General features: G+C 47.9%; 16 protein-coding genes. 7 read left to right on the plus strand and 9 right to left on the minus strand.

The window, feature by feature from the left end:
• Positions 1-35: 35 nt before the first annotated feature.
• The 3 genes from nrfD to ICL07_RS13665 all read right to left on the minus strand — a co-directional run bounded on the left by nrfD (position 36) and on the right by ICL07_RS13665 (position 6,027).
• Positions 36-1,478 (minus strand): NrfD/PsrC family molybdoenzyme membrane anchor subunit, encoded by a 1,443-nt coding sequence (gene nrfD / locus ICL07_RS13655; protein ID WP_188088458.1) that lies wholly within the window; start codon positions 1,476-1,478, stop codon positions 36-38.
• Positions 1,479-1,594: 116 nt separating this feature from the next.
• A complete protein-coding gene (locus ICL07_RS13660; protein WP_188088459.1) occupies positions 1,595-4,660 on the minus strand; it encodes a TAT-variant-translocated molybdopterin oxidoreductase in 3,066 nt (1,021 codons plus the stop codon).
• Positions 4,661-4,755: 95 nt separating this feature from the next.
• Entirely contained in the window at positions 4,756-6,027 is a 1,272-nt protein-coding gene (locus ICL07_RS13665; RefSeq protein ID WP_425490611.1) for a c-type cytochrome, read from the minus strand.
• Between the two features lie 448 nt (positions 6,028-6,475).
• Between ICL07_RS13665 and ICL07_RS13670 the strand changes: the two genes are divergently transcribed.
• The 3 genes from ICL07_RS13670 (at position 6,476) to ICL07_RS13680 (ending at position 8,598) form a co-directional block, all read left to right on the plus strand.
• On the plus strand, positions 6,476-7,234 hold the full coding sequence (locus ICL07_RS13670) for a copper resistance protein NlpE N-terminal domain-containing protein (RefSeq protein WP_188088460.1): 759 nt from the start codon (positions 6,476-6,478) through the stop codon (positions 7,232-7,234).
• Positions 7,235-7,287: 53 nt separating this feature from the next.
• Entirely contained in the window at positions 7,288-7,854 is a 567-nt protein-coding gene (gene purN / locus ICL07_RS13675; RefSeq protein ID WP_188088461.1) for a phosphoribosylglycinamide formyltransferase, read from the plus strand.
• A 72-nt stretch (positions 7,855-7,926) separates the two neighbouring features.
• Positions 7,927-8,598, plus strand: a complete 672-nt coding sequence (locus ICL07_RS13680) for a hypothetical protein (protein WP_188088462.1) — start codon at positions 7,927-7,929, stop codon at positions 8,596-8,598.
• Positions 8,599-8,613: 15 nt separating this feature from the next.
• On the opposite strand, the gene ICL07_RS13685 is transcribed toward ICL07_RS13680, so the two are convergent.
• The 3 genes from ICL07_RS13685 to ICL07_RS13695 form a co-directional block, all read right to left on the minus strand.
• A complete protein-coding gene (locus ICL07_RS13685) occupies positions 8,614-11,076 on the minus strand; it encodes a TonB-dependent receptor (RefSeq protein ID WP_188088463.1) in 2,463 nt (820 codons plus the stop codon).
• A gap of 155 nt (positions 11,077-11,231) precedes the next feature.
• Positions 11,232-12,416 (minus strand): GTP-binding protein, encoded by a 1,185-nt coding sequence (locus ICL07_RS13690; RefSeq protein WP_188088464.1) that lies wholly within the window; start codon positions 12,414-12,416, stop codon positions 11,232-11,234.
• 8 nt (positions 12,417-12,424) lie between these two features.
• Positions 12,425-12,802 carry a MerC domain-containing protein gene (locus ICL07_RS13695; RefSeq protein ID WP_188088465.1) on the minus strand — a complete coding sequence of 126 codons (378 nt, stop codon included), beginning with the start codon at positions 12,800-12,802 and terminating at the stop codon, positions 12,425-12,427.
• Positions 12,803-13,044: 242 nt separating this feature from the next.
• Between ICL07_RS13695 and ICL07_RS13700 the strand changes: the two genes are divergently transcribed.
• Positions 13,045-13,671: an SCO family protein gene (locus tag ICL07_RS13700; RefSeq protein ID WP_188088466.1), complete on the plus strand. Its 627-nt coding sequence runs from the start codon at positions 13,045-13,047 to the stop codon at positions 13,669-13,671.
• Between the two features lie 12 nt (positions 13,672-13,683).
• Positions 13,684-14,118 carry a Fur family transcriptional regulator gene (locus ICL07_RS13705; RefSeq protein ID WP_188088467.1) on the plus strand — a complete coding sequence of 145 codons (435 nt, stop codon included), beginning with the start codon at positions 13,684-13,686 and terminating at the stop codon, positions 14,116-14,118.
• Positions 14,119-14,311: 193 nt separating this feature from the next.
• On the opposite strand, the gene ICL07_RS13710 is transcribed toward ICL07_RS13705, so the two are convergent.
• The 3 genes from ICL07_RS13710 to ICL07_RS13720 form a co-directional block, all read right to left on the minus strand.
• The gene (locus ICL07_RS13710) at positions 14,312-16,024 is read right to left on the minus strand and encodes a M3 family oligoendopeptidase (protein ID WP_188088468.1); all 1,713 of its coding nucleotides are present in this window, start codon (positions 16,022-16,024) and stop codon (positions 14,312-14,314) included.
• A gap of 164 nt (positions 16,025-16,188) precedes the next feature.
• Entirely contained in the window at positions 16,189-16,851 is a 663-nt protein-coding gene (locus ICL07_RS13715; protein ID WP_188088469.1) for a DUF5606 family protein, read from the minus strand.
• Positions 16,852-16,946: 95 nt separating this feature from the next.
• Complete coding sequence (locus ICL07_RS13720; protein WP_188088470.1) at positions 16,947-18,623, minus strand: lamin tail domain-containing protein; 1,677 nt, start codon at positions 18,621-18,623, stop codon at positions 16,947-16,949.
• 156 nt (positions 18,624-18,779) lie between these two features.
• Here ICL07_RS13720 and ICL07_RS13725 point away from each other — a divergent pair, with 156 nt between their 5' ends.
• Entirely contained in the window at positions 18,780-19,769 is a 990-nt protein-coding gene (locus ICL07_RS13725) for an aspartate-semialdehyde dehydrogenase (protein WP_188088471.1), read from the plus strand.
• Between the two features lie 315 nt (positions 19,770-20,084).
• Positions 20,085-20,336 carry a hypothetical protein gene (locus tag ICL07_RS13730; protein WP_079471700.1) on the plus strand — a complete coding sequence of 84 codons (252 nt, stop codon included), beginning with the start codon at positions 20,085-20,087 and terminating at the stop codon, positions 20,334-20,336.
• Positions 20,337-20,392: the final 56 nt, after the last annotated feature.

Below are 20,392 nucleotides of genomic sequence, written 5' to 3' on the forward strand. Positions count from 1 at the left end.
CAAATTCCAATTAATTAATTCTGTCAATTCCTCTATTAGTGAGCGTGTTCGTGGTGAACAGCTTTTGCAAATTGTTCTGCAGTTTCACCTTCGTATACTTCCATTTTCTCTTTAAAGTTCTCACCGGAAGTTTTCAGGATAGCCTTGATTTCAGCTACTGCGATTACCGGGAAGTATTTAGCGAACAGGAAGTAGCAAGTGAAGAACAGACCAAAAGTACCCATGTAGAAACCAACTTCCGGCCAGGACGGACGGTAGTAAGACCAGCTGGATGGCAGATAGTCGCGGTACAGGGAAGTACAGATGATCACAAAACGTTCGAACCACATACCGATGTTTACGATGATGGACATTACGAAAGTAACAGCCACGCTTCTTCTCATTTTACGGAACCAGAACACCTGCGGCGTGATTACGTTACATGTCATCATGATCCAGTAAGACCAACCCAGCGGACCGGCAGCACGATACTTGAAGAAAGTAGCGAACTCGTAAGGGTTAGCACCGTACCATGCCATGAAGAGCTCAGTCAGGTAAGCACAACCTACTACGGAACCGGTGAGTACGATTACCTTGTTCATGGCTTCCATGTGGCCCAGGGTAATGTATTCTTCCAGGTGTAATATTTTACGGGTGATGATCAGCAGTGTTTGTACCATCGCGAAACCGGAGAAGATCGCACCCGCCACGAAGTAAGGAGGGAAGATGGTAGTATGCCAACCAGGAATAACGGAGGTAGCAAAGTCAAAAGATACGATGGTGTGTACAGACAGTACCAGCGGAGTAGATAAACCTGCCAGTACCAGCGACAGCGCCTCGTGACGTTGCCAGTGTTTGGTAGAACCTGTCCAACCGAAAGCAGCTACACCGTACAGCAGTTTACGCAGTTTGGTTTTAGCTCGGTCACGGATGGTAGCGAAGTCCGGAATCAGACCGGAGTACCAGAACAACAGGGAAACGGTAAAGTAAGTAGAGATCGCGAATACGTCCCACAGCAGCGGAGAGTTAAAGTTAACCCATACCGGACCGCGGGTGTTAGGATAAGGCAGGATAAAGAAAGCCATCCATACACGACCCATGTGAATAATCGGGAACTGGCCGGCGCACATTACCGCGAAGATGGTCATCGCTTCTGCCGCGCGGTTCACCCCTGTACGCCATCCCTGACGGAACAGCAGGAGGATGGCCGAAATCAGGGTACCGGCGTGACCGATACCTACCCACCATACGAAGTTGGTGATATCCCAACCCCAACCGATGGTTTTGTTCAGATTCCAAACACCCACACCGAAATAAATCTGCCAAAACACTGAAAATGCGCCGAAGCCCAACAGTGCCAGTGAAATTACAAAGCCTACATACCACAATTTACCAGGCTTCCCTTCAATGGGACTAATGATATCTTCCGTTACCTGGTGATAATCCTTAACCCCGTCAACTAAAGGTTCTCTCAGTGTGGATTCGTATTTTAAACTCATATTCTATAAGCTTTTAGCTGCTAGCTTCTAGCTACTAGCCCTTGTCTTTTGTTATGATCTCAGATTCTGTAACTGTCTTTGTTATTTTCTCCCTTAACGTTACTTGTTAAAAGATCTTACGCATGATGCGCTTCTTCCTTGTGAGCAGATTCTTTCTCTGCTTTTTTAGGAGCGGCATCTTTGTTTCTGATCTTAGCCAGGTAGTTGATTGAAGGCAGTACGTGTGTTTCTTCCAGCACGTAGTACATTCTTTCAGTTTGCTCTTCGTTACGGATCTTATAGATTTCGCTGTTTTTGTCGTTTACGTTACCGAATACGATCGCATCAGCGCCACAAGCCTGCTGGCAAGCTGTTTTAGCAGCACCGTCTTTCAGCGGGTGACCTGCTTTCTTAGCGTCCAGTTTAGCTTCCTGTAAACGTTGTACGCAGAAAGAACATTTTTCCATCACACCACGGCTACGAACCACTACATCAGGGTTCAGTACCATACGGGTGAGGTTATCGTTCATATCAGCAACATCGTACAGGTTGTTTTCGAAGCTGTCCGCACCGTTCCAGTCTCTCCAGTTGAGGCGACGAACTTTGTAAGGACAGTTGTTAGCGCAATAACGGGTACCGATGCAACGGTTGTAAGCCATCTGGTTAATACCTTCAGAGCTGTGGTTGGTAGCACCAACCGGGCAAACGTTTTCGCAAGGTGCGTTATCGCAGTGCTGGCACAGCATTGGCTGGAACACTACTTCCGGATTGTTCTCATCACCGCTGAAGTAACGGTCGATACGGATCCAGTGCATTTCGTGTCCTTTACCTACTTCCTCTTTACCTACTACAGAAACGTTGTTTTCTGCCTGACAAGCAATGGTACAAGCGCCGCAACCGAAGCAGGTGTTCAGGTCGATGGACATGCCCCATTTGATACCAGGGTAGGGGTGAGAAGAGTACAGGGTAGCATCGCTGCGGAAGTCTTTACCAAACTTATCCAGTTCCCTTCTGTCTTCATTCACTTCTTTCGGATTGTGGCTGAATTCAGCGAGGGTAGTTTCTTTAATGATAGGACGGCCTTCGTAGCTGTTGTGTGTTTGTGTTAACGCAACAGGGTACATTTTACCGGTAGCTTCTACTGCAGCGTCTGCAGTGAAGTAATCGAAAGTCTGACCGTTGAAGCTTACGAGCGGGTAAGCGTTCTGGCCGATGCCAGCGGCAGCGCGGCCAATATTTTTACCACGGCCGTAACCTACTGCGATAGCGATCGTTTCAGGGTGGATACCTGGTACAATCAGCATTGGCAGTACGATTTCTTTACCGTTGGTTTTTATTTTCAGTTCTTTTTTCTCAACGTTGATTTCGTAGTCATCACCCAGTTGAGCAGAGAATGTTTTAGCGAGCGTGTTGGAGATACAAGCGTAGTTGTCCCAGGTAGCGCGGGTGATCGGATCAGGCATTTCCTGCAACCATGGGTTGTTGGCTTGTCTACCGTTACCGATGGCTACTTTTTCGTACAGTACTACTTCGTATTTACCACCTTTTTTCGCGCCGGAGATTTTCGCAGCAGCGCCGGCGATATCACCGGAGAAGGAGGCGCCACCTAAAGCGGGAGCCGTAGTTGGTTCAACCACACCATCCTGCAGTGCTTTATCCCATGCTTCCTGGCTACCCAGTTTAGCTACCCATTCAGCCTTCAGATAGTCGGCCCAGGCAGTGGTGTTACCAGTCCATGCCAGCAGGGAATCCTGTGCAGCACGTGTTTTGAAGAGAGGGGAGATGGTAGGTTGTGCGAAGCTGTAGTAACCTGGTTTGCCCTGAGCGTCGTTCCAGTTTTCCAAGAAGTGGTGATCAGGAGCAGCGAACTTACACAGTTCAGTTGTTTCGTCGAGGCGGTCGTTGAAGGACAGGGAGAGTTTTACTTTCTTCAGGCCTTCGCTGAATTTAGCCGCGTCGAAGTAGTCGTAAGCCGGGTTAGCGCCATATACCAGTACAGCACCGATGCTGCCTGCGTTCATGTCGTCTACCAGTTTGGTCATATCGCTGTCGATACCCTGGCGGTAGCCGGAAGGGTTAGCCCAGTCGATAGTAGTACCGTTAGCGCCTACGATATTGTTGATCGCGTTAACGATCAGTTGAGTGTTTACGTCGTTGGAGCCGCTTACTACCAGTGCTTTACCGGCGAATTTCTTCAGTTCAGCAGCAGCTTTCTTAATACCTTCTTCTACTTTAGCATCCAGTTTGGGAGCGGTTACGCTGCCGCCTACAGCTGCCAGCAGGGCCAGTGCTACTGCACCAGCTTCAGAAGGTCTGTGCGTATATCTTTCGTCAGCGTTTGCACCGGTGAGGCTCATATTGCTTTCGAACGCGAACAGTTTGGACATTTCCAGCTGTTTAGCGCTCACCTTACGGGTTTGTGCAAATTGACGGGCGTATTCAACGGGGTTGAGCCAGGTACCGATGAAGTCGGCGCCAAGGCTAACGATTGCTTTTGCGTTTTCGAAGTGGTAGGAAGGGATGGTCCTTTTACCGTAGGAAGCCTCGTTAGCGAGCAGCATACCGGAGTATGATACCGGATCGTGCACTACGTGGCGGGAGTTGGGATACTTAGCCAGGAAAGCGTCGATTACTTTCTTAGTGCTTGGGCTGAGGATGGAAGTGCTTAACAAAACAACGGGAGCACCGCCGAGGCCGGCCAGTGCAGCGCTTACTTGTTTATCCAGTTCCGCCCAGGTTGTTTCAGTACCGCCGATAGTCGGGAAACGCAGACGAGCTACGTCGTACAGGCTCAATACAGTGCCTTGTACTTTTGCTGAAGTAGAACCACCTGTGATGGAAGACAGGGTGTTACCTTCTATTTTAATGGGACGGCCTTCGCGGGTTTTAACCACCACCGGCACATACTCACCATCGATGGTGTAAGAAGAAGCATAATAGTTGGCTACGCCCGGAGTAATTTCCTCCGGTTTGTTCACGTAAGGGATAGCCTTATGAACGGGCGTTTCGCAGCTGGCAGCGATAGTAGCCGCAGCTGTAGTGAAACCGAGGTATTTCAGAAAGTCCCGGCGGGGGGTAGTCGCATTCAACAGGCCTTCACTCTCAAACGGTAATTCTTCACTGAATTCGTTCTTCACAATTTCCTGATGCGCTTCGGTATTGTGCAACTCCTCCAAGCCTTTCCAATACTTTTTTTGCTCCATGTTATATTAACGAGTTACGTTTTATGAATTTTGATATCTTCTGAAACACGTCATGATTTTCTGTAAGCAGAAAATCATGATGCGTTAAATCCTTTCTAGTAGTGACATTTTTGACATTCAGTACCACCTACCATTTCAACAGTCACACTATCGATCTTCTTATCTTTAATATCCTGATGAAGTTTCTCGAAGATGCTGTAGTAGTTGTTGTCAGCGAACTGTACTTTAGTGGTACGGTGACAGTTAATACACCAACCCATTGAGAGGTCAGCGAACTGGTGAACCTCGTCCATTTCGGTGATAGCACCGTGGCAGGTCTGACATTGTTGTTTACCGGCTACCACGTGTTGGGAGTGGTTGAAGTAAACGTGGTCAGGCAGGTTGTGGATCTTAGTCCATTCGATAGGACGACCTGGTTTGGTATACTTACCTTTTTCAGCGTCCCAGCCTACGTAATCGTATAATTTTGCGATTTCTGCGGTACCGTCCACTTTCTTGCCTTCAGCAGTAAACAGCTCAGGGCCGGAGTACTCTTTAATGGCTTTGTGACAGTTCATACAGATGTTCTCGGAAGGAATCATAGCGTGCTTGCTCTTCTCAGCACCGGCGTGGCAATACAGACAGTTGATCTGGTTGATGCCGGCGTGCACTTTGTGGCTGTAGAAGATCGGCTGCTCAGGCATATAGTCTTTCTGACGACCCAGCCCGATAGCTCCCTGGATGGTGAAGTAACCGCCTACCATGAAGAGCACCAGGATACCCAGGGCGATGTAGGCTTTGTTTTTGTAGAAGGGGATCGGCTCAGGAGTAGGATGACCTTCTTTATCACCAGCAAGTTTGTTCAGGTTGCTGTTGATTTGCATCAGGATCAGGGCTACCACAGCCAGGATCAGGGTGATAATACCGAAAAGCAGGCTGTTGTCGCTGCCTTGCTCTTTGGCACCGGCAGTTGCAGGACCTTCTTTAGGAGTACCACCTACAGGTTTAGCCTCTTCAACTTTAATGAACGCCAGGATGTCGTCAATATCTTCATTGGTTAATGAAGGGAAAGCCGTCATCGCGGTTTTGTTGTACTCATTAAAGAGGTCGTTGGCGTACTTGTCGCCAGACGCCAATACGGACGCGGAGTTATGAATCCACTGGTGCAATAATTTCTTATCAGCCCAGCGACCTTCTACCCCCGCCAGTGCAGGACCTGTCAGCTTCTTGTGGACATTGTGACATGAAGCGCAGTTTTGTTGGAAGATTTGCTTACCCTTGGCAGGATCCGCTGCTTTTACGGCAGAAAACGGAATTACTATACTAGCGCATAGAATAAGCACACTCACAAAATGCTTGCGCAAAAGAATGGAAACACGACGATACACAGCCTATATAGTTTAGATTTGACCTAAAGTTTCTTAAAAGTGCCAGCAAAAATAAGACACAATGTTGACAATTTACCAACAATTCTAAAAATTATTTGCCTTAAGAAAAGCGTCATTTTGGCTCCCCGAACGATGACATCCCTGTTGTAATCCTTTATGCTGGCTAATTACGGAGTACCCCGCTCCTGACCTTTCAAAACTTATTATTTTGATTGAAAGTTCGATTCCATTTTATTGACAGGCCTATATAATAGCAGGACAGGCGTTTTGCAAGGGATATAGTATTATTATATGCAGATCCAAACTTCATAGCGGCCCCCTATATCCCTGCCTACATAATATATTATATTACCTCAACCGCCTGAATTTACAGTAAGAATCTTATTTTTACCATTAATAACCTGCCACCGGACCAGAATGTTCAATCTGTCTGTAAAAAATAACTCCCATGCGTACACTCATTGGCTTATCCGCCCTTTTCGCCGTCCTGACGGCCTGTAACAATCACCCAACTACCCAAACCGGCACTGATAGCGCCACTGGCGGCACCACTACACCAAAGGCCACCACTACGGCGACCCACATCACCGGCACCTACCAGGGTACCCTGCCCTGTGCAGATTGCCCGGGTATGGATTACCAGATCAGTCTCTTCGACGATCATACCTTTACCGAACTGGTATCCTACCAGGGCAGGGGACAAGGCATCGCCTATACCGAAAAAGGAACCTGGCAACAGATCAACGACTCTATTGTCAGCATTAAGAAAAAAACCGACAGCAGCTCTTTCCTCGCTTCGGAAAATAAACTCCTGGTATTGGACAAACAAGGCAAACGCATTGAAGGCGCCCTCGCCAGCAACTATGTGCTGAAACCGGTAGAAGGCGGCGACCGCCGCGACATACTGGCCCGGAAAGCCAGTGACGGCGTTACCTTCACCGCCAATGGCAACGAACCCTTCTGGAGCCTCGACGTGGAAGCCCGGAAAATCAAGTTCTATACCGCTGCCGGCGATAGTGTCCTGGCTACCCTGCCTGCCGCCCGGCCCAATACTGATACCCTGAAGGTGTATACCACCCCGCAACTGACTGTCTCCATCCGGAATGTGATGTGTACCGATGATATGAGCGGACTCATGCGCCCAAATACTGTAGAAGTAAAGGTAAAAGACCAAACTTATCATGGTTGCGGGGAGTATGTGAAATAACTCCCGTCCGAAAAAACTGTTGAAATAGTACCTTTGCGGCTAAAACAGAACAGTTGAAAAACATTGTCATTTTCGCATCGGGTGCAGGAAGCAACGCGCAAAAGATCATCGATCATTTCAGGAATTCAGATAAAGCCAAAGTATCCCTGATTATATGCAACAAACCAGGAGCGGGCGTGCTCGACATCGCCCAACGGGAAGGGATACCCGCTGTATTAATTGAAAAGGAGAAATTCTTCCATACAGATACCTATGTGGAACTGCTGAAAGCGCAGCATACAGACCTGATCGTGCTGGCTGGTTTCCTTTGGAAAGTACCGGCTAACCTGGTGGCAGCATTTCCCAACCAGATCATCAATATTCATCCGGCGCTGCTCCCGAAATTTGGCGGAAAAGGCATGTACGGGCATTTTGTGCACGAAGCGGTAATTGCCGCCGGGGAAACAGAAAGTGGCATCACCATTCATTATGTCAATGAAAAATATGATGATGGCGAAAGCATCCTCCAGGAACGCTGCGCGATCACTGCGGAAGATACCCCGGAGACAGTGGCCCGTAAGGTTCAGGCGTTGGAGCATCAATGGTTTCCGGTAATTGTGGAACGAATATTGCTAAAATAATAAACGGTATGCGGCCCTTACCAGTGGCCGCATACCGTCCGTCAACCCTCTCACTCGTTACCTACTAACTGTATGAAAAAGACTCTGTTGCTCATCGGAATACTCTGTTTGTCTGCGGCATCAGCCTATGCCCAGGACGGCGGAAAAAAGATCCGGGCTACCTACCTCAAAATAAATCCCACTACCCTGATTAATGAACTGGACATTATCCTGGAACAGGACATCTCCGACAAAATCAGCATAGAGCTGGGTGTCAGTGGTATTTATACCGATTATCCCGACTACGTTCTGGCCAAGAAAATCGACTTCGGCCAGAAAAAACCCGATATCAGCACAGAACAATTTGTAGACGGGCGTGGCCTCGGATTCCGGGCAGGGCTCCGTTATTACCTGATCACCCGGGAAATAGGTCCCAGTTCCGCTGCCGGTACCTACTTTGAACCGATACTGATCTACAAAAAGTTGTTCTACTCCAATGAAGATGTGGTCTTCAACAACAACACCTACACCAATTCCGGCTCTAAAGATGTATATGCGATACAGTTACTTGTAGGCCGCCAGTTCCGCAGGGAGAAACTGGTGCTCGATCCCTACTTCGGTATCGGCCTCCGTGGCAAAGCCTATCATTCCGATAATTATGAATCAGGCGAAAACGGGGTAGTGAACCGTAACAAGGGCACCCTGGTAAGCGTACTGCCCAGCCTGCACCTGGGTATCAAGCTGGGCCTCCGCCTTCGCAAGTAATACAACGTTCACCATCTAAAAAGGTACAATCACCTTCGCGCTGAAATTCCTGCCCATATTATAAATACCTCTCCGTCCGTTGGGGGACTCATTATAATATTCAAAGTATTTCAACCGGTTCATATTGGCCTGATAAGCCACGTTAAAGGCATTGTCCAGCTGCAGGAACAGTTCCAGCACCGTTTTCCCCTTTTTGTTGACAATACCGGAACCGGCGCCGAAATTAATCAGCGTATAGCCGGCGGTGTAAGTCTCCGTATCATCTACTCCATAAAAATGATCCTTCGCGGCAAAACGATCCACTTCCGCCCGCACATATGCTTTGGATAGCATCCCAAAATTGCGCGTGGCCGTGGCTTTCAGCGCAGAGCGTATATGCAGTGGCGGTATAAAGGGGAGATAACGGGCAGCATCACCATACAACCCGATCAGGGCCTTATTGCGGTTACGCCCTTCCGTATAGGCGGCACTGTTATCCATTGTTAACCAGGGCACTGTGCGCGGATGCAGATTTACACTCACTTCTGCCCCATACAGCCGCGCACTGGATTGCTGATAACGATACGTAACGTTACCGGGTACTATCACCACCGGTTCGCCATTGGCATCGTACAATCTTGCCTGGTAGATATAATTATTGATGTTATTGTTAAATACCTCCACACTGATATCGAGGTCCGGCAGATAGGCGAGGAAGCCCAGGTCCTGCTGGAAACTGAACTCCGGCTTAAACTCCCGGTTACCCAGGTATACGATATGCGCACCGGGGTCCAGTCCATTGGCGCCTATTTCATTGATGTTGGGCGCCCGGTACCCTCTGGCCACATTGGCTTTCAGTAATACGCGCTGGCTCAGGTTCCAGGTTATCCCCAGACTGCCGGAGATGCCGGTATAGTTATGCCGGAAAGCCGGGAACTGCAGCGTAGCACCGGTAGTATCGGGCAGATTGTATTTTTTATCGAAACCGTTGTCTTTATTGGAACCAACATAAAAATCGTTCCAGTGAATATGCCGGGTATCATACCGGATACCGCCGGAAATATCTACCTGACCGATAGTTTTCCTGGCAAAGAGGAAACCACCGATATCGAACAGGTCATAATCGGGAATAGGGAAGTCGGTAGCATTGCGGCTGCGGTTACGCTGGTACATCCCATTTACCCCTGCGGTAGATTCAATGCCGGCTATTGATGGCAGGTTATAGCGAAAGTCATAGTTGAGTGTGTTCAACACTACGTATAATCCCGGCTGGACCGGCATTTCCGGATGGTTATACTCCCGGCGTACGCTTTGTTGCACGGCCAGGAGGGAGTTAAGATCCCCTTTGCCTAACTGCCAGCGGGTACGGTTATAAAAACGGTAGTGCTGGATATGCTGGTGCAACGGGTTCAGCGTATAGGTACGCAGTTCATTGTCCGGTACAATGGGCCTGTCTTTGATATTATCATCTGCATCTTTTACCTGCCGGGTAAATTTGCGGGTTAGTGAATCGCGGCTTCCATCGGGGATTTCCTGAGTATTGTCGTATAAGCTGGCGCCCCATTGGGAGTGGCCCCAGGATTTATCTACCCGGGCCAGCGCTGTCAGGTTATATTCCCGGAAAGCGGTGCCGTATACAAATCCATCTATTTTATTCTGATAATTGTGCGCTGCTTTAAAAGTGCCGCGCAGCACGTATTTCCAATCGTTTTTATTATAGGCCAGTCCGAGCGAAGAACCGATCATGCCGTTATTGGTGTGGTAATCGGTAAGAAAGCTGCCTTTGAGTTTGCCTGGTTCTGTTTCCGGCACATCCGGTATCATGTTGATGACACCGGCGAGCGCGTCCGAGCCGTAGGTAAGGCTTGCAGGGCCTTTCACCACTTCAGCCCTGGCAATACCGTATTGGTCTACTTCAATACCATGTTCATCGCCCCATTGTTGTCCTTCCTGGCGAACCCCGTCGAAGAGCGTCAGTACCCGGTTGTAGCCCAGGCCACGGATGAAGGGTTTGGAGATATTCGGTCCCGTAGTCACAGCGCTTACGCCCGGCACACCTTTCACGATAGCGTCAATGATGTTGTTATTGACATTCATGTTCATCGCTCTCTTTCCTATAACGGCAATGGGTATAGGATTTTTGCGGACAGCGGTAGCCCGCGATACACCTGTCACCACCACTTCGTTTAGTTTGGACAAATCCTCTTCCAGCGAAATATCCAGGGTGATGGTTTGTTTTGCGCCGATATTTTTCTTTAATGTCAACGGCTGGTACCCTATCATGGATATACGGATATCATAGGTGCCCGGTTGTACATTGCGGATATTGAATACACCCTGCTGATCCGCTATAGCGCCTGTTTTCAGCGCCGGTATAGCCACATTGGCGAATTGTACCGGTTTACCGTTGGCAGTAATTTTTCCCGTAATGGCGCCTTGCTGGGCGTGTAATGACATCGCCAGTAGCAGGGCACTTAGTAGTGTAAATAAATGTTTCATGTAAAATCCGACACTTGTAGGTAAAGCAGGCGCATGGAGATCCCGGGAGCAGTGAAAACACTTCCCCATGCGGCTACAGTGATTTATTTTTTCACAAAACTATAACCTTATTTTATACTTGCCTTAATTATTATTTAGGCCAACCTAAATATTGATTACATCGCAGGAAAAGGGTCGTTAAAAGTGGCGCCCTGTATATATTGTTTCACTTCTGCTTCAGAGCAGAGGCAGTTGTCGAGTTCCGCGGTAATAGAAGCGGGGTCCATGTGCTGACCAATCAGCACCAGTTCATTGTATCGATCCGCAAAACGTTCATCCCAGCGGCTGGTAATAAGTTGGCAGGTATCCTCATCAACGTTCCATTGCTGGCGGGGGATGGCACACCACCAGTAGCCGGCTTTTTCCGCCCGCAGGGATCCGCCGGCCTGGCTCCAGTTGACCGCCAGTTTAGGTCTTGACACCAACCAAAACAATCCCTTACTGCGAATGATATTTCCCGGCCATTGTTCATTGAGATACCGCCAGAAACGCTCCGGGTGAAAGGGTTTACGGCTGCGGTATACAAAAGAACCGATGCCGTATTCTTCTGTTTCGGGTGTATGTTCATGCTCCAGTTCCGCTTGCCAGCCGGCACTTTGAGCCGTAGCATCAAAATCAAACAAGCCGGTGTTGAGGATTTGATGCAACGGGACCTGTCCGTTTACCGACTCGAGGAGTACTGCATTTGCATTGAGTTTGCGCAGCATGGCTTTTAAATTACCCAGCTGTTCAGGACTCACGAGATCGCATTTATTCAGGACGATCACGTTGGCAAATTCCACCTGATCAGTGAGCAGGTTAACGATCGTTCTCTGGTCGGCGGCATCGTCTGTTAGTCCCTGGTCCTGCAGCCGTTCAATGCTGCTGTAATCACGGGCGAAGTTATAGGCGTCCACTACCGTCACCATGGTATCCAGGCGACTGATAGCGCTGAGGTCTATCCCGTTTGTTTCATCCTGGTAACAGAAGGTTTGTGCCACTGGTATGGGTTCGGAGATGCCGGTAGATTCTATCAGGAGATAGTCGAACCGGTTTTCCCTTGCCAGCTGTTCCACCGCTTTCAGCAGATCGTCGCGCAGCGTGCAGCAGATGCAGCCGTTGCTCATTTCCACCAGGCGTTCTTCTGTTTTGTGCAAGGTGTTTTCGTTTCTCACCAGTTGCGCATCGATATTGACCTCACTCATATCGTTAACGATGACGGCCACACGAAGATTTTCGCGGTTGTGCAATACATGATTCAGGAGCGTAGTTTTCCCTGCGCCAAGGAAACCACTCAGCACGGTAACAGGTAATTTTTTCATATCCTATGTTAGTGATGTTTATGTACCCTGCAATACCGGCGGTGGCGCTGGTTGAGCAGGTGTGCGCCTACGATGGCGGCTGCGCCGATGCAGATCAGCATATATTCCCAGGCAGCTGCCACTTCCAGAAAGTGGCCCGCCAGCAGTAGCGCAAAACCACCTATAAACAGCAGCAGTGGCAACAGCCGGCGATGATGCCGCCAATAGCCCTGGCCCAGTGCCAGGCAACCTATGAGAAACGAAAACAGCAACAGACAATATTCCAGCAGGGGGTTTTCCGTTATTTCCATTCCCAGTAAAGGGAGCGCTGCAAATAGTAAAGGCAATACAGCACAGTGTACCGCACAGAGCATAGAGGCTCCTATTCCTATCGTGTCCAGATTCATCCGTCTAAATATATTCTCCACCTTACCTAAAATTTTGAATCAGTCACAAAACTATGTAATTTTGCAACAACGTTGCAAATAAATCCGCCTCATTTTGATATATTTAAAAAGATAATTTAAAAGATGTTGATCATCTACCTAAAACAGGGTAATATCGCTATCAATGATCGGTGTCTGTCAACTAAGTGTTACCTTTGTGAATCGAATAATTTTATGAACTAAATAGTGGGGATTTTTCACCTATGTCTAAGAAAGCGATCTTATATATTGTGTTTTTCTCCGTGTTGAGCCTGGGATTCCTGGGATACGCGGGTTATGTGATCAAAGGGGAAAGGGGCACTTTCCTGGGTAAGGAAAAATTACCGGTCCTGGGTGCGCCGGGCCATACCGTACAAGGCTTTTCCTTCACCGATCAGGAAGGGCATACCCGCACCAAAGCGGATGTACAAGGCAAGATTTACGTAGCAGAATACTTTTTCACGACCTGTACCGGTATTTGTCCGAAGATGAATGCGAACATGGAAAAAGTATATGCAAAATATAAAAACAAACCTGAGTTCCTGATCCTGTCTCACACTGTAGATCCTGATCATGACAGTGTTCCGGTGCTGAAAGTCTATGCGGAAAAACATGGCGCGGACCCTAAAAACTGGTGGTTTCTCACCGGCAGCAAAAAAGAACTGTATGCATTGGCCCGCCAGGGTTACCTGGTAGATGACGGCACTTATACCGGGGACGAAGATTTTGTACACACCCAGTGGTTTGCCCTGGTAGATAAAACCGGACAAATCCGTGGCCTCTACGAAGGCACCAAAAAACAGGACGTGGACAAATTAATTGACGACATCGACCGATTAATGGAAGAATAAAGTTTTTTCATCATGGGTACCACCAAACAAATAACAGAGAAAATAGGCATCTTACTGCGGGACAGCAAACTGAGTGTAACAGAAACCAGGGTAAAAATCCTGGAACTGTTTATGAAAAGTGACGGTGCACTCGAACACAGTGACTTTGAAAAACTCGCCGGTAAATCATTTGACCGGGTGACAGTATACCGTACCCTGCAGACATTCCTGGAAAAAGGCATCATTCATAAAATACCCACTACCGATACCTCCGTACGGTATGCGGTATGTAAATCTGAATGCACAGAACATCACCATCACGATCACCACGTGCATTTTAAATGCGAAACCTGTGGCAATACAACTTGTCTTGATGAAACAGATGTTCCCAACATACAACTGCCGAAAGGCTACGCCATGCACAATGTGGAAGTGGTAGTCAATGGTGTATGTAAATCCTGTAAATGATTTTGGGATTTACGGATTTCGGGATTTACGGATTTCGGGGATTGATAAAAGCGAAGACCAAAGCATTTAGGGATTTTTTGATTTACGGATTTTTTGATTTTGCGAATAAAAAAGCGAAGACCAAAACAACTCATTGGTAGTTGCTTTGGTCTTCGCTTTTATCAATCCCCGAAATCCGTAAATCAAAAAATCCCTAAATTTTCTCTATCTCCTGTTTCATAAAATCAGCCAGCTCTTTAATATAAGCCGGAGACAGATCGAAGCGGATACCGGCAGCTTTGTACAGATCCGGCAACGTTTTGGTGTTACCTAAACTTAACGCCTGTACGTAGTTATTCAACGCCGTTTCCTTGTTTTCCTTGAACTGTTTCCACATAGCGATAGCGCCCAGCTGTGCAATGCCATATTCAATGTAATAGAAAGGCACTTCAAAGAGATGCAGCTGTCGCTGCCAGGTGATGGCGCGATAGTCTTCATGACCGCTCCAGTCTACCACAGCAGGGGAGAACTCATTCAGTATTTCCAGCCATTTAGCCGTACGTTCTTCCGTAGTGTGTTGCGGATGTTCGTATATCCAGTGCTGGAATTTATCGATGGTGGCAATCCATGGGAAAATGGTGAGTGGTCTTTCCAGCTGCTGCAGGCGTGCCCGGCGCAGTTGTTCCTTATCATCGAAGAAGATATCCCAATAATCCATTGTCAGCAGTTCCATGCTCATACTGGCTACCTCCGCTATTTCCATCGGGTATTCCTTGAAAGCGCTCAAAGGCAGGTTATGGCTCAGGAAAGAGTGAATGGCGTGGCCGCCTTCGTGTACCATAGTAGTGAGGTCTTTCATCTGACCGGCAGCATTCATAAAAATAAACGGTACACCGGTTTCAGCGAGCGGACAGTTGTATCCTCCCGGAGCTTTACCGATGCGGCTTTCCAGGTCGAGGCGGCCCATTTTTTTCATCACGCGCAGGCAGTCACCGAAGAACGGTCCCAGCTGATCGAATGTTTCAATGGTTTTAGTGATCAGTTCTTCTCCGGTATGGAAGGGTTCCAGCGGTTTGATGCCAGCGGGTTCCGCTTCCGTATCCCAGGGTTTCAGCTGATCGATCTTCAGTTTCGCCTTTTGTTTTTCCAGTATCTGCTGTACCAGTGGCAGGATATGTGTTTTCACCGCTTCGTGGAACTGGAAACAGTCTTCTTTGGTATAATCGAAGCGGCCCAGTTCTTCGAACTTATAATCGCGGTAATTGGCAAAGCCGGCGTTTTTGGCAACCTGGTCGCGCTTCTGTACCAGGCCGGTATACAGCTGGTCCAGTGCGTCGCGGTCCTGCAGGCGGCGGGCAGCAGTTTTGGTAAACACTTCCTCGCGCAGGGCGCGGTTTTCGTTTTCCAGGAATTTAGCAGCCTGTTGCAACGTATATTCCTGACCGTTAACCGTGATTGTCATTTTACCAGCGATAACGCCATACTGTTGTGCCATTACGCTCAGTTCCGCCTGTAAGGGGATATTTTCCTCGCGGAAAAGTTTCACCTGCTTTTTTACATTGCGGAGATAGGTCTTATACAGGTCCTGGTCCAGGTCTTTCAGGAATGGATTATCCAGCAATTTTTTATTGAGTGCATCAGCATAGGGTTGCAGGCGGGGCTGTATTTCCATGCAGAAGTAGGTAAATGCATCTTCCAGTTCCTTGTTGGTGGTGTCGCAGGTCATTTTGATCTGGCGCCAGCAGGCATCTTCGCTGACAACGGCTTCCAGTTCGCTGATATCTTTCAGCCATTGTTCCAGGTCTGCCACGCTGTTGATGTTTCTTTGCTGCAGTGTTTCAAAGTAAGGCTGCAGTGCGTCCCAGGTAGTCACCGTAAACGTTTCCGGTAAAAAGTGACGGGGGAGTTTTTTTATATCTGCGTTCATGTGCTGATGTTTTACTGAATTTTTTCGGATACTGAATTTAGTCAATTTAGTGTAAATCCCCCAAACGAATCAGGCTTCCGTACAGTGGGATACTGTGCGGAAGCCTGCATTATTTTGGTATTTGATTATTTAAATATTAAAATAACCAAATAGCTAAATGAAAATTACTCTTCTGTTTTTTTCTTGCGGGGTTTAGCCACTTTTTTAGGCTCTTCACCTTCGGCAGCAGGAGCGTCTTCTTTTTTAGCTTTCGCTTTCTTAGGCGCTTTTTCTTCTTCGCCTTCAGCTGCAGCCGCTTTTTTAGCGCGGGGCTTTTTCGGCTTTTCTTCTACGGCAGCTTCTTCAGCAGCAGGTTCAGCAGCTTTTTTCTTTTTGGCAGGAGCTTCTTCTGATGCTACTTCAGCAGTTTCCGCTACTTCTTCTCCTTCGGCCAGGATTTCCTCAAATTTCAGCAGATCGTTCGCTTTGAGGATACCAAACCATTTCACCATTTTCTTCATATCGCTCACATACACCCTGTCTTCATCGAATTCAGGATATACGTTTTTGAAATAAGCTTTGATCGCATTGTTGTCTGCTTTGCTTTCGATCAGCGGATAAGCAGCTGCTTTTTCGTCCATGGCTTTGAATACTTCAGCCAGGTTGACGTTTTCACCGGTAGTGAAAACTTCGATACTTTCCAGTGGAGTAAAATTATGCACGCGGGAAGATACAAACCTTGTGCTTTTATCTTCCAGTGACCTAACGATGGCGCCATCTTGTTTGCTGGCAATTAACTGAAACAAACCGCCCAATCCGGTTACTGCAACAATTTCTCTGTACTGCATGTTCTAATTTTTAGGAAGCGCAAATATAAATAATTATAATAGATTGCCCGCTGACAAATTTTCACCTCGAAAATGCCGTCAACAAAGGGCTGGCATCAATTCAACTTTCGTGCCATGACCAGGGACTGTTTCCAGCGTTTTACCCGGCCTTTGAGGTCAAATATTTCAATTAAAAATATATAAATACCTGGCGGCAAAAGTACTTTATTTTCTCCAAATCCATCCCAGGAGAGATTTCCTTTATTTCCCAACGTCATGTTCCGCGCCAGGTAACGGATTGGGACACCTGCAGTATTAAAAACAGTGACATTACCTACCCAAGTTGTACCGGGAAGCTCCCATTGTAACAGGGCACAGTTGGCCGGAGGCATATCATCCGGACAAAATACCGGCGGCTCCAGCACCATACGCATAACATCCGCCGTTTCCGGCCATGGATGCGAATTGGTATAACCCGGCGTAGCATAGCCGGCAGAAGCTGCAGCAGACACCCAGTTCACCCGTCCGGCACTGTCGCGGCGTTCCAGTGAAACACCCCGGGGCTGGTCCGTCAGCGGAAAGTGAAAAGCAGACTGGTATGTAATTTCATCCAACACCAGGGTATCGGCGCGCAATAACACCAATCCACCGGCGGTTGCCGGCATTACCGGCAGGCTGCTGATCGTTTGTATATTCTCCCTATGGATACAACGATAATTATTACATAACCGGCCGGCCTCCGTGGTGACCGCCAGGAATTGGCCAGGCATCAGCAAACGCCCGTTTGTGGCGGCTCTTTTCTTCGGTCCCCATTGCCCGTCTGCCTTTCTGGCGCAAAGGGCAAGGCTGCTTACATCCACCGCATGGCTGCTGCGGTTATACAGTTCTATAAACTCCGGTACGCCGGCAGGCGGATCAAACAGGATTTCATTGATCACCACATCACCTGGAAGTGCCGGCTGTGGCCGTGCGAAAGGCAGACTGTTTTTCAGGCCGCTTTCTTTTCCCTGGCAATCTATGATGCCCTGCAGCATGACCGTGCCCGAATCTGCCGGTATGGCCAGTTGCAGGTTTACAATGTTAAACAAAGGGGGCAGTACTGACACAGCAGCCACCGGGGCAGTATTTACCTGGTATCCCGCAGGAGAAGCTGCAGCCAGGCTGTCGAGTGTTTTACTGACATGCAGCAACAGGTGCAAACTGTCGGGCATCTCCATAAAATAAAGATCCGGGCGGGCATCATCCATTATTGGTCTGGCCGCAGTGTTATAGGCGCCTGGCGTACCTCCGGCAGGAGATGCGGAGGCAGTCCAATTTATTTTACCACTACAGGGTAGTGACGGGTCCTGCATTTCCAGGCTGCGGCCAGCAATGGCCGCAGCCGGAAGTCCGTACCAGTCAGCCGTATAGGCAACGGCATGTATCACCTGGCGGCGGCTATTGTAGAGTACCACTAACCCCGTATCATCCGGCAGTGGCGGGAAACGCTCCGGCGAAAGGGCATTGGGCAGCCCGAAAGCAGCCGCCTGCGCAGATAATAACAACAAACTGTCGGGTTGCAGCACAAACGCCGGCAGCAGGGTTTCCCGCTTATTTACGGCCAGTATACAGCGTTGTAGTTGAACAGCATGACTGCTCCGGTTGCGCAGTTCAATATATTCAAAAGGTGGCAACCCTATAGCCGGAGCGGGTTTGATCATCATCTCATGAATCACGACATCATATATAGCAGGGGACATGGTGTCCCTGGCCAGGAGAGCCTGCCATAGCAGGGCAATACAAACAATAGACATATAGCTGTTTTTTGTGGGGTTAAGCCTCAAACCTACGGGGAATCTGTCAGTTGAATGTTAATGCCCTCTTAACGCCGAATAAATACCGGCTTTTGTTATGAAAAGCGGCCGGTATATATTAATTTTGGGACTCCAAAAATTAAAATGTAAAACAAAATGAAAGTTGCCGTAGTAGGAGCGACCGGTCTGGTAGGCTCAAAAATGTTACAGGTCTTGACAGAGCGGAATTTCCCTGTCACTGAATTGATTCCCGTGGCTTCTGAGAAGTCTGTAGGTAAGGAAGTAACATTTAAGGGTAAGACCTGGAAGGTGGTGAGCGCTGATACGGCTATTTCCATGAAGCCTAATGTGGCTATTTTCTCTGCCGGCGGCAGCACTTCCCTGGAGTGGGCGCCTAAATTTGCGGCAGCGGGTATTACCGTAATCGATAACTCCAGCGCCTGGAGAATGGACCCATCCAAAAAACTGGTGGTACCGGAAGTAAATGGTGATGCTATTACCCGGGAAGACAAAATCATTGCGAATCCTAACTGTTCTACCATACAGATGGTGCTGGTGCTGAAGCCACTGCACGAAAAATACAAGATTAAGAGAGTAGTGGTATCTACCTACCAGTCAGTAACCGGTACCGGTGTTAAAGCCGTTACCCAGCTGATGAATGAAAGACAAGGTATCAGTGGTGAAATGGCTTATGCCTATCCGATTGACCTGAACGTTATTCCCCAAATCGACGTATTCCTCGATAACGGCTATACGAAAGAGGAGATGAAGATGGTGAATGAGACCAAGAAAATTATGCGCGACGACAACATTAAGGTAACGGCTACGACTGTACGTATTCCGGTAATGGGTGGTCATAGTGAAGCGGTGAACATCGAGTTTGAAAACGACTATGATGTGAATGAAGTACGTACGCTGTTATCTCAGACGCCTGGTGTGGTTGTAGTGGATGATCCTGCTAAAGCGCAATATCCGATGCCTAAAGACGCACACGATAAAGATGAGGTGTTTGTAGGCCGTATCCGCCGGGATGAAACGCAGCCTAACACGGTTAACATGTGGATCGTGGCAGACAACCTTCGCAAAGGCGCTGCAACAAATGCTGTGCAGATTGCAGAATATTTGCAAGAGAAGAACTGGTTATAATCATACTGTCGTGCTATGTAATTGTATGCCGTAAAGCGCCCTGAACGTAGCTCCCGCGTATGACTATACGAAAATAGAATTATAACTCCTTAAAAGCAAGCGTCTTAGCGCTTGCTTTTTTTTGAATATTTCATAATTGTATAACATACAAAGTGTAAAAATTACACGGAAGTAGTATTGATTTGTGGCCGATAAAATCCAATTTTGATAACATAATCCTATGCCAACTAAGCTTTTTGCAAAAAGAGTAGTCCAATTTTAGAGAGATGTCGGATATTTTCGTTATTTTCTAATCAGAAAACACCCTTAAGTCCTATGAAAACCAACACCAATCGTGAGCTTTTGTTAATGCACAAGTTTACCGAAGAGTGGAGCACCAATTTTTCTTCACAGGTATCCAGAATTATGAATATCGTGGACCAGCAGGATACACTGGATGGAATAATTCCTATCATTGAGGTGGCAAATGTCTACAATCAACGGTTTGCCCACGCGCGTACAGACAAGGAGAATTTGCTGAAGAACAGAAAAGCGCGTCCGTTCGAATTTCTTATTCACAAAAATTAGCCATTTAGTTATTCAGTCATTTTTTCATTTAGTTATTTAATGGGCATTATTAGCGC

It is taken from the genome of Chitinophaga qingshengii, assembly GCF_014529935.1.
In the GTDB taxonomy this organism is placed as follows: domain Bacteria; phylum Bacteroidota; class Bacteroidia; order Chitinophagales; family Chitinophagaceae; genus Chitinophaga; species Chitinophaga qingshengii.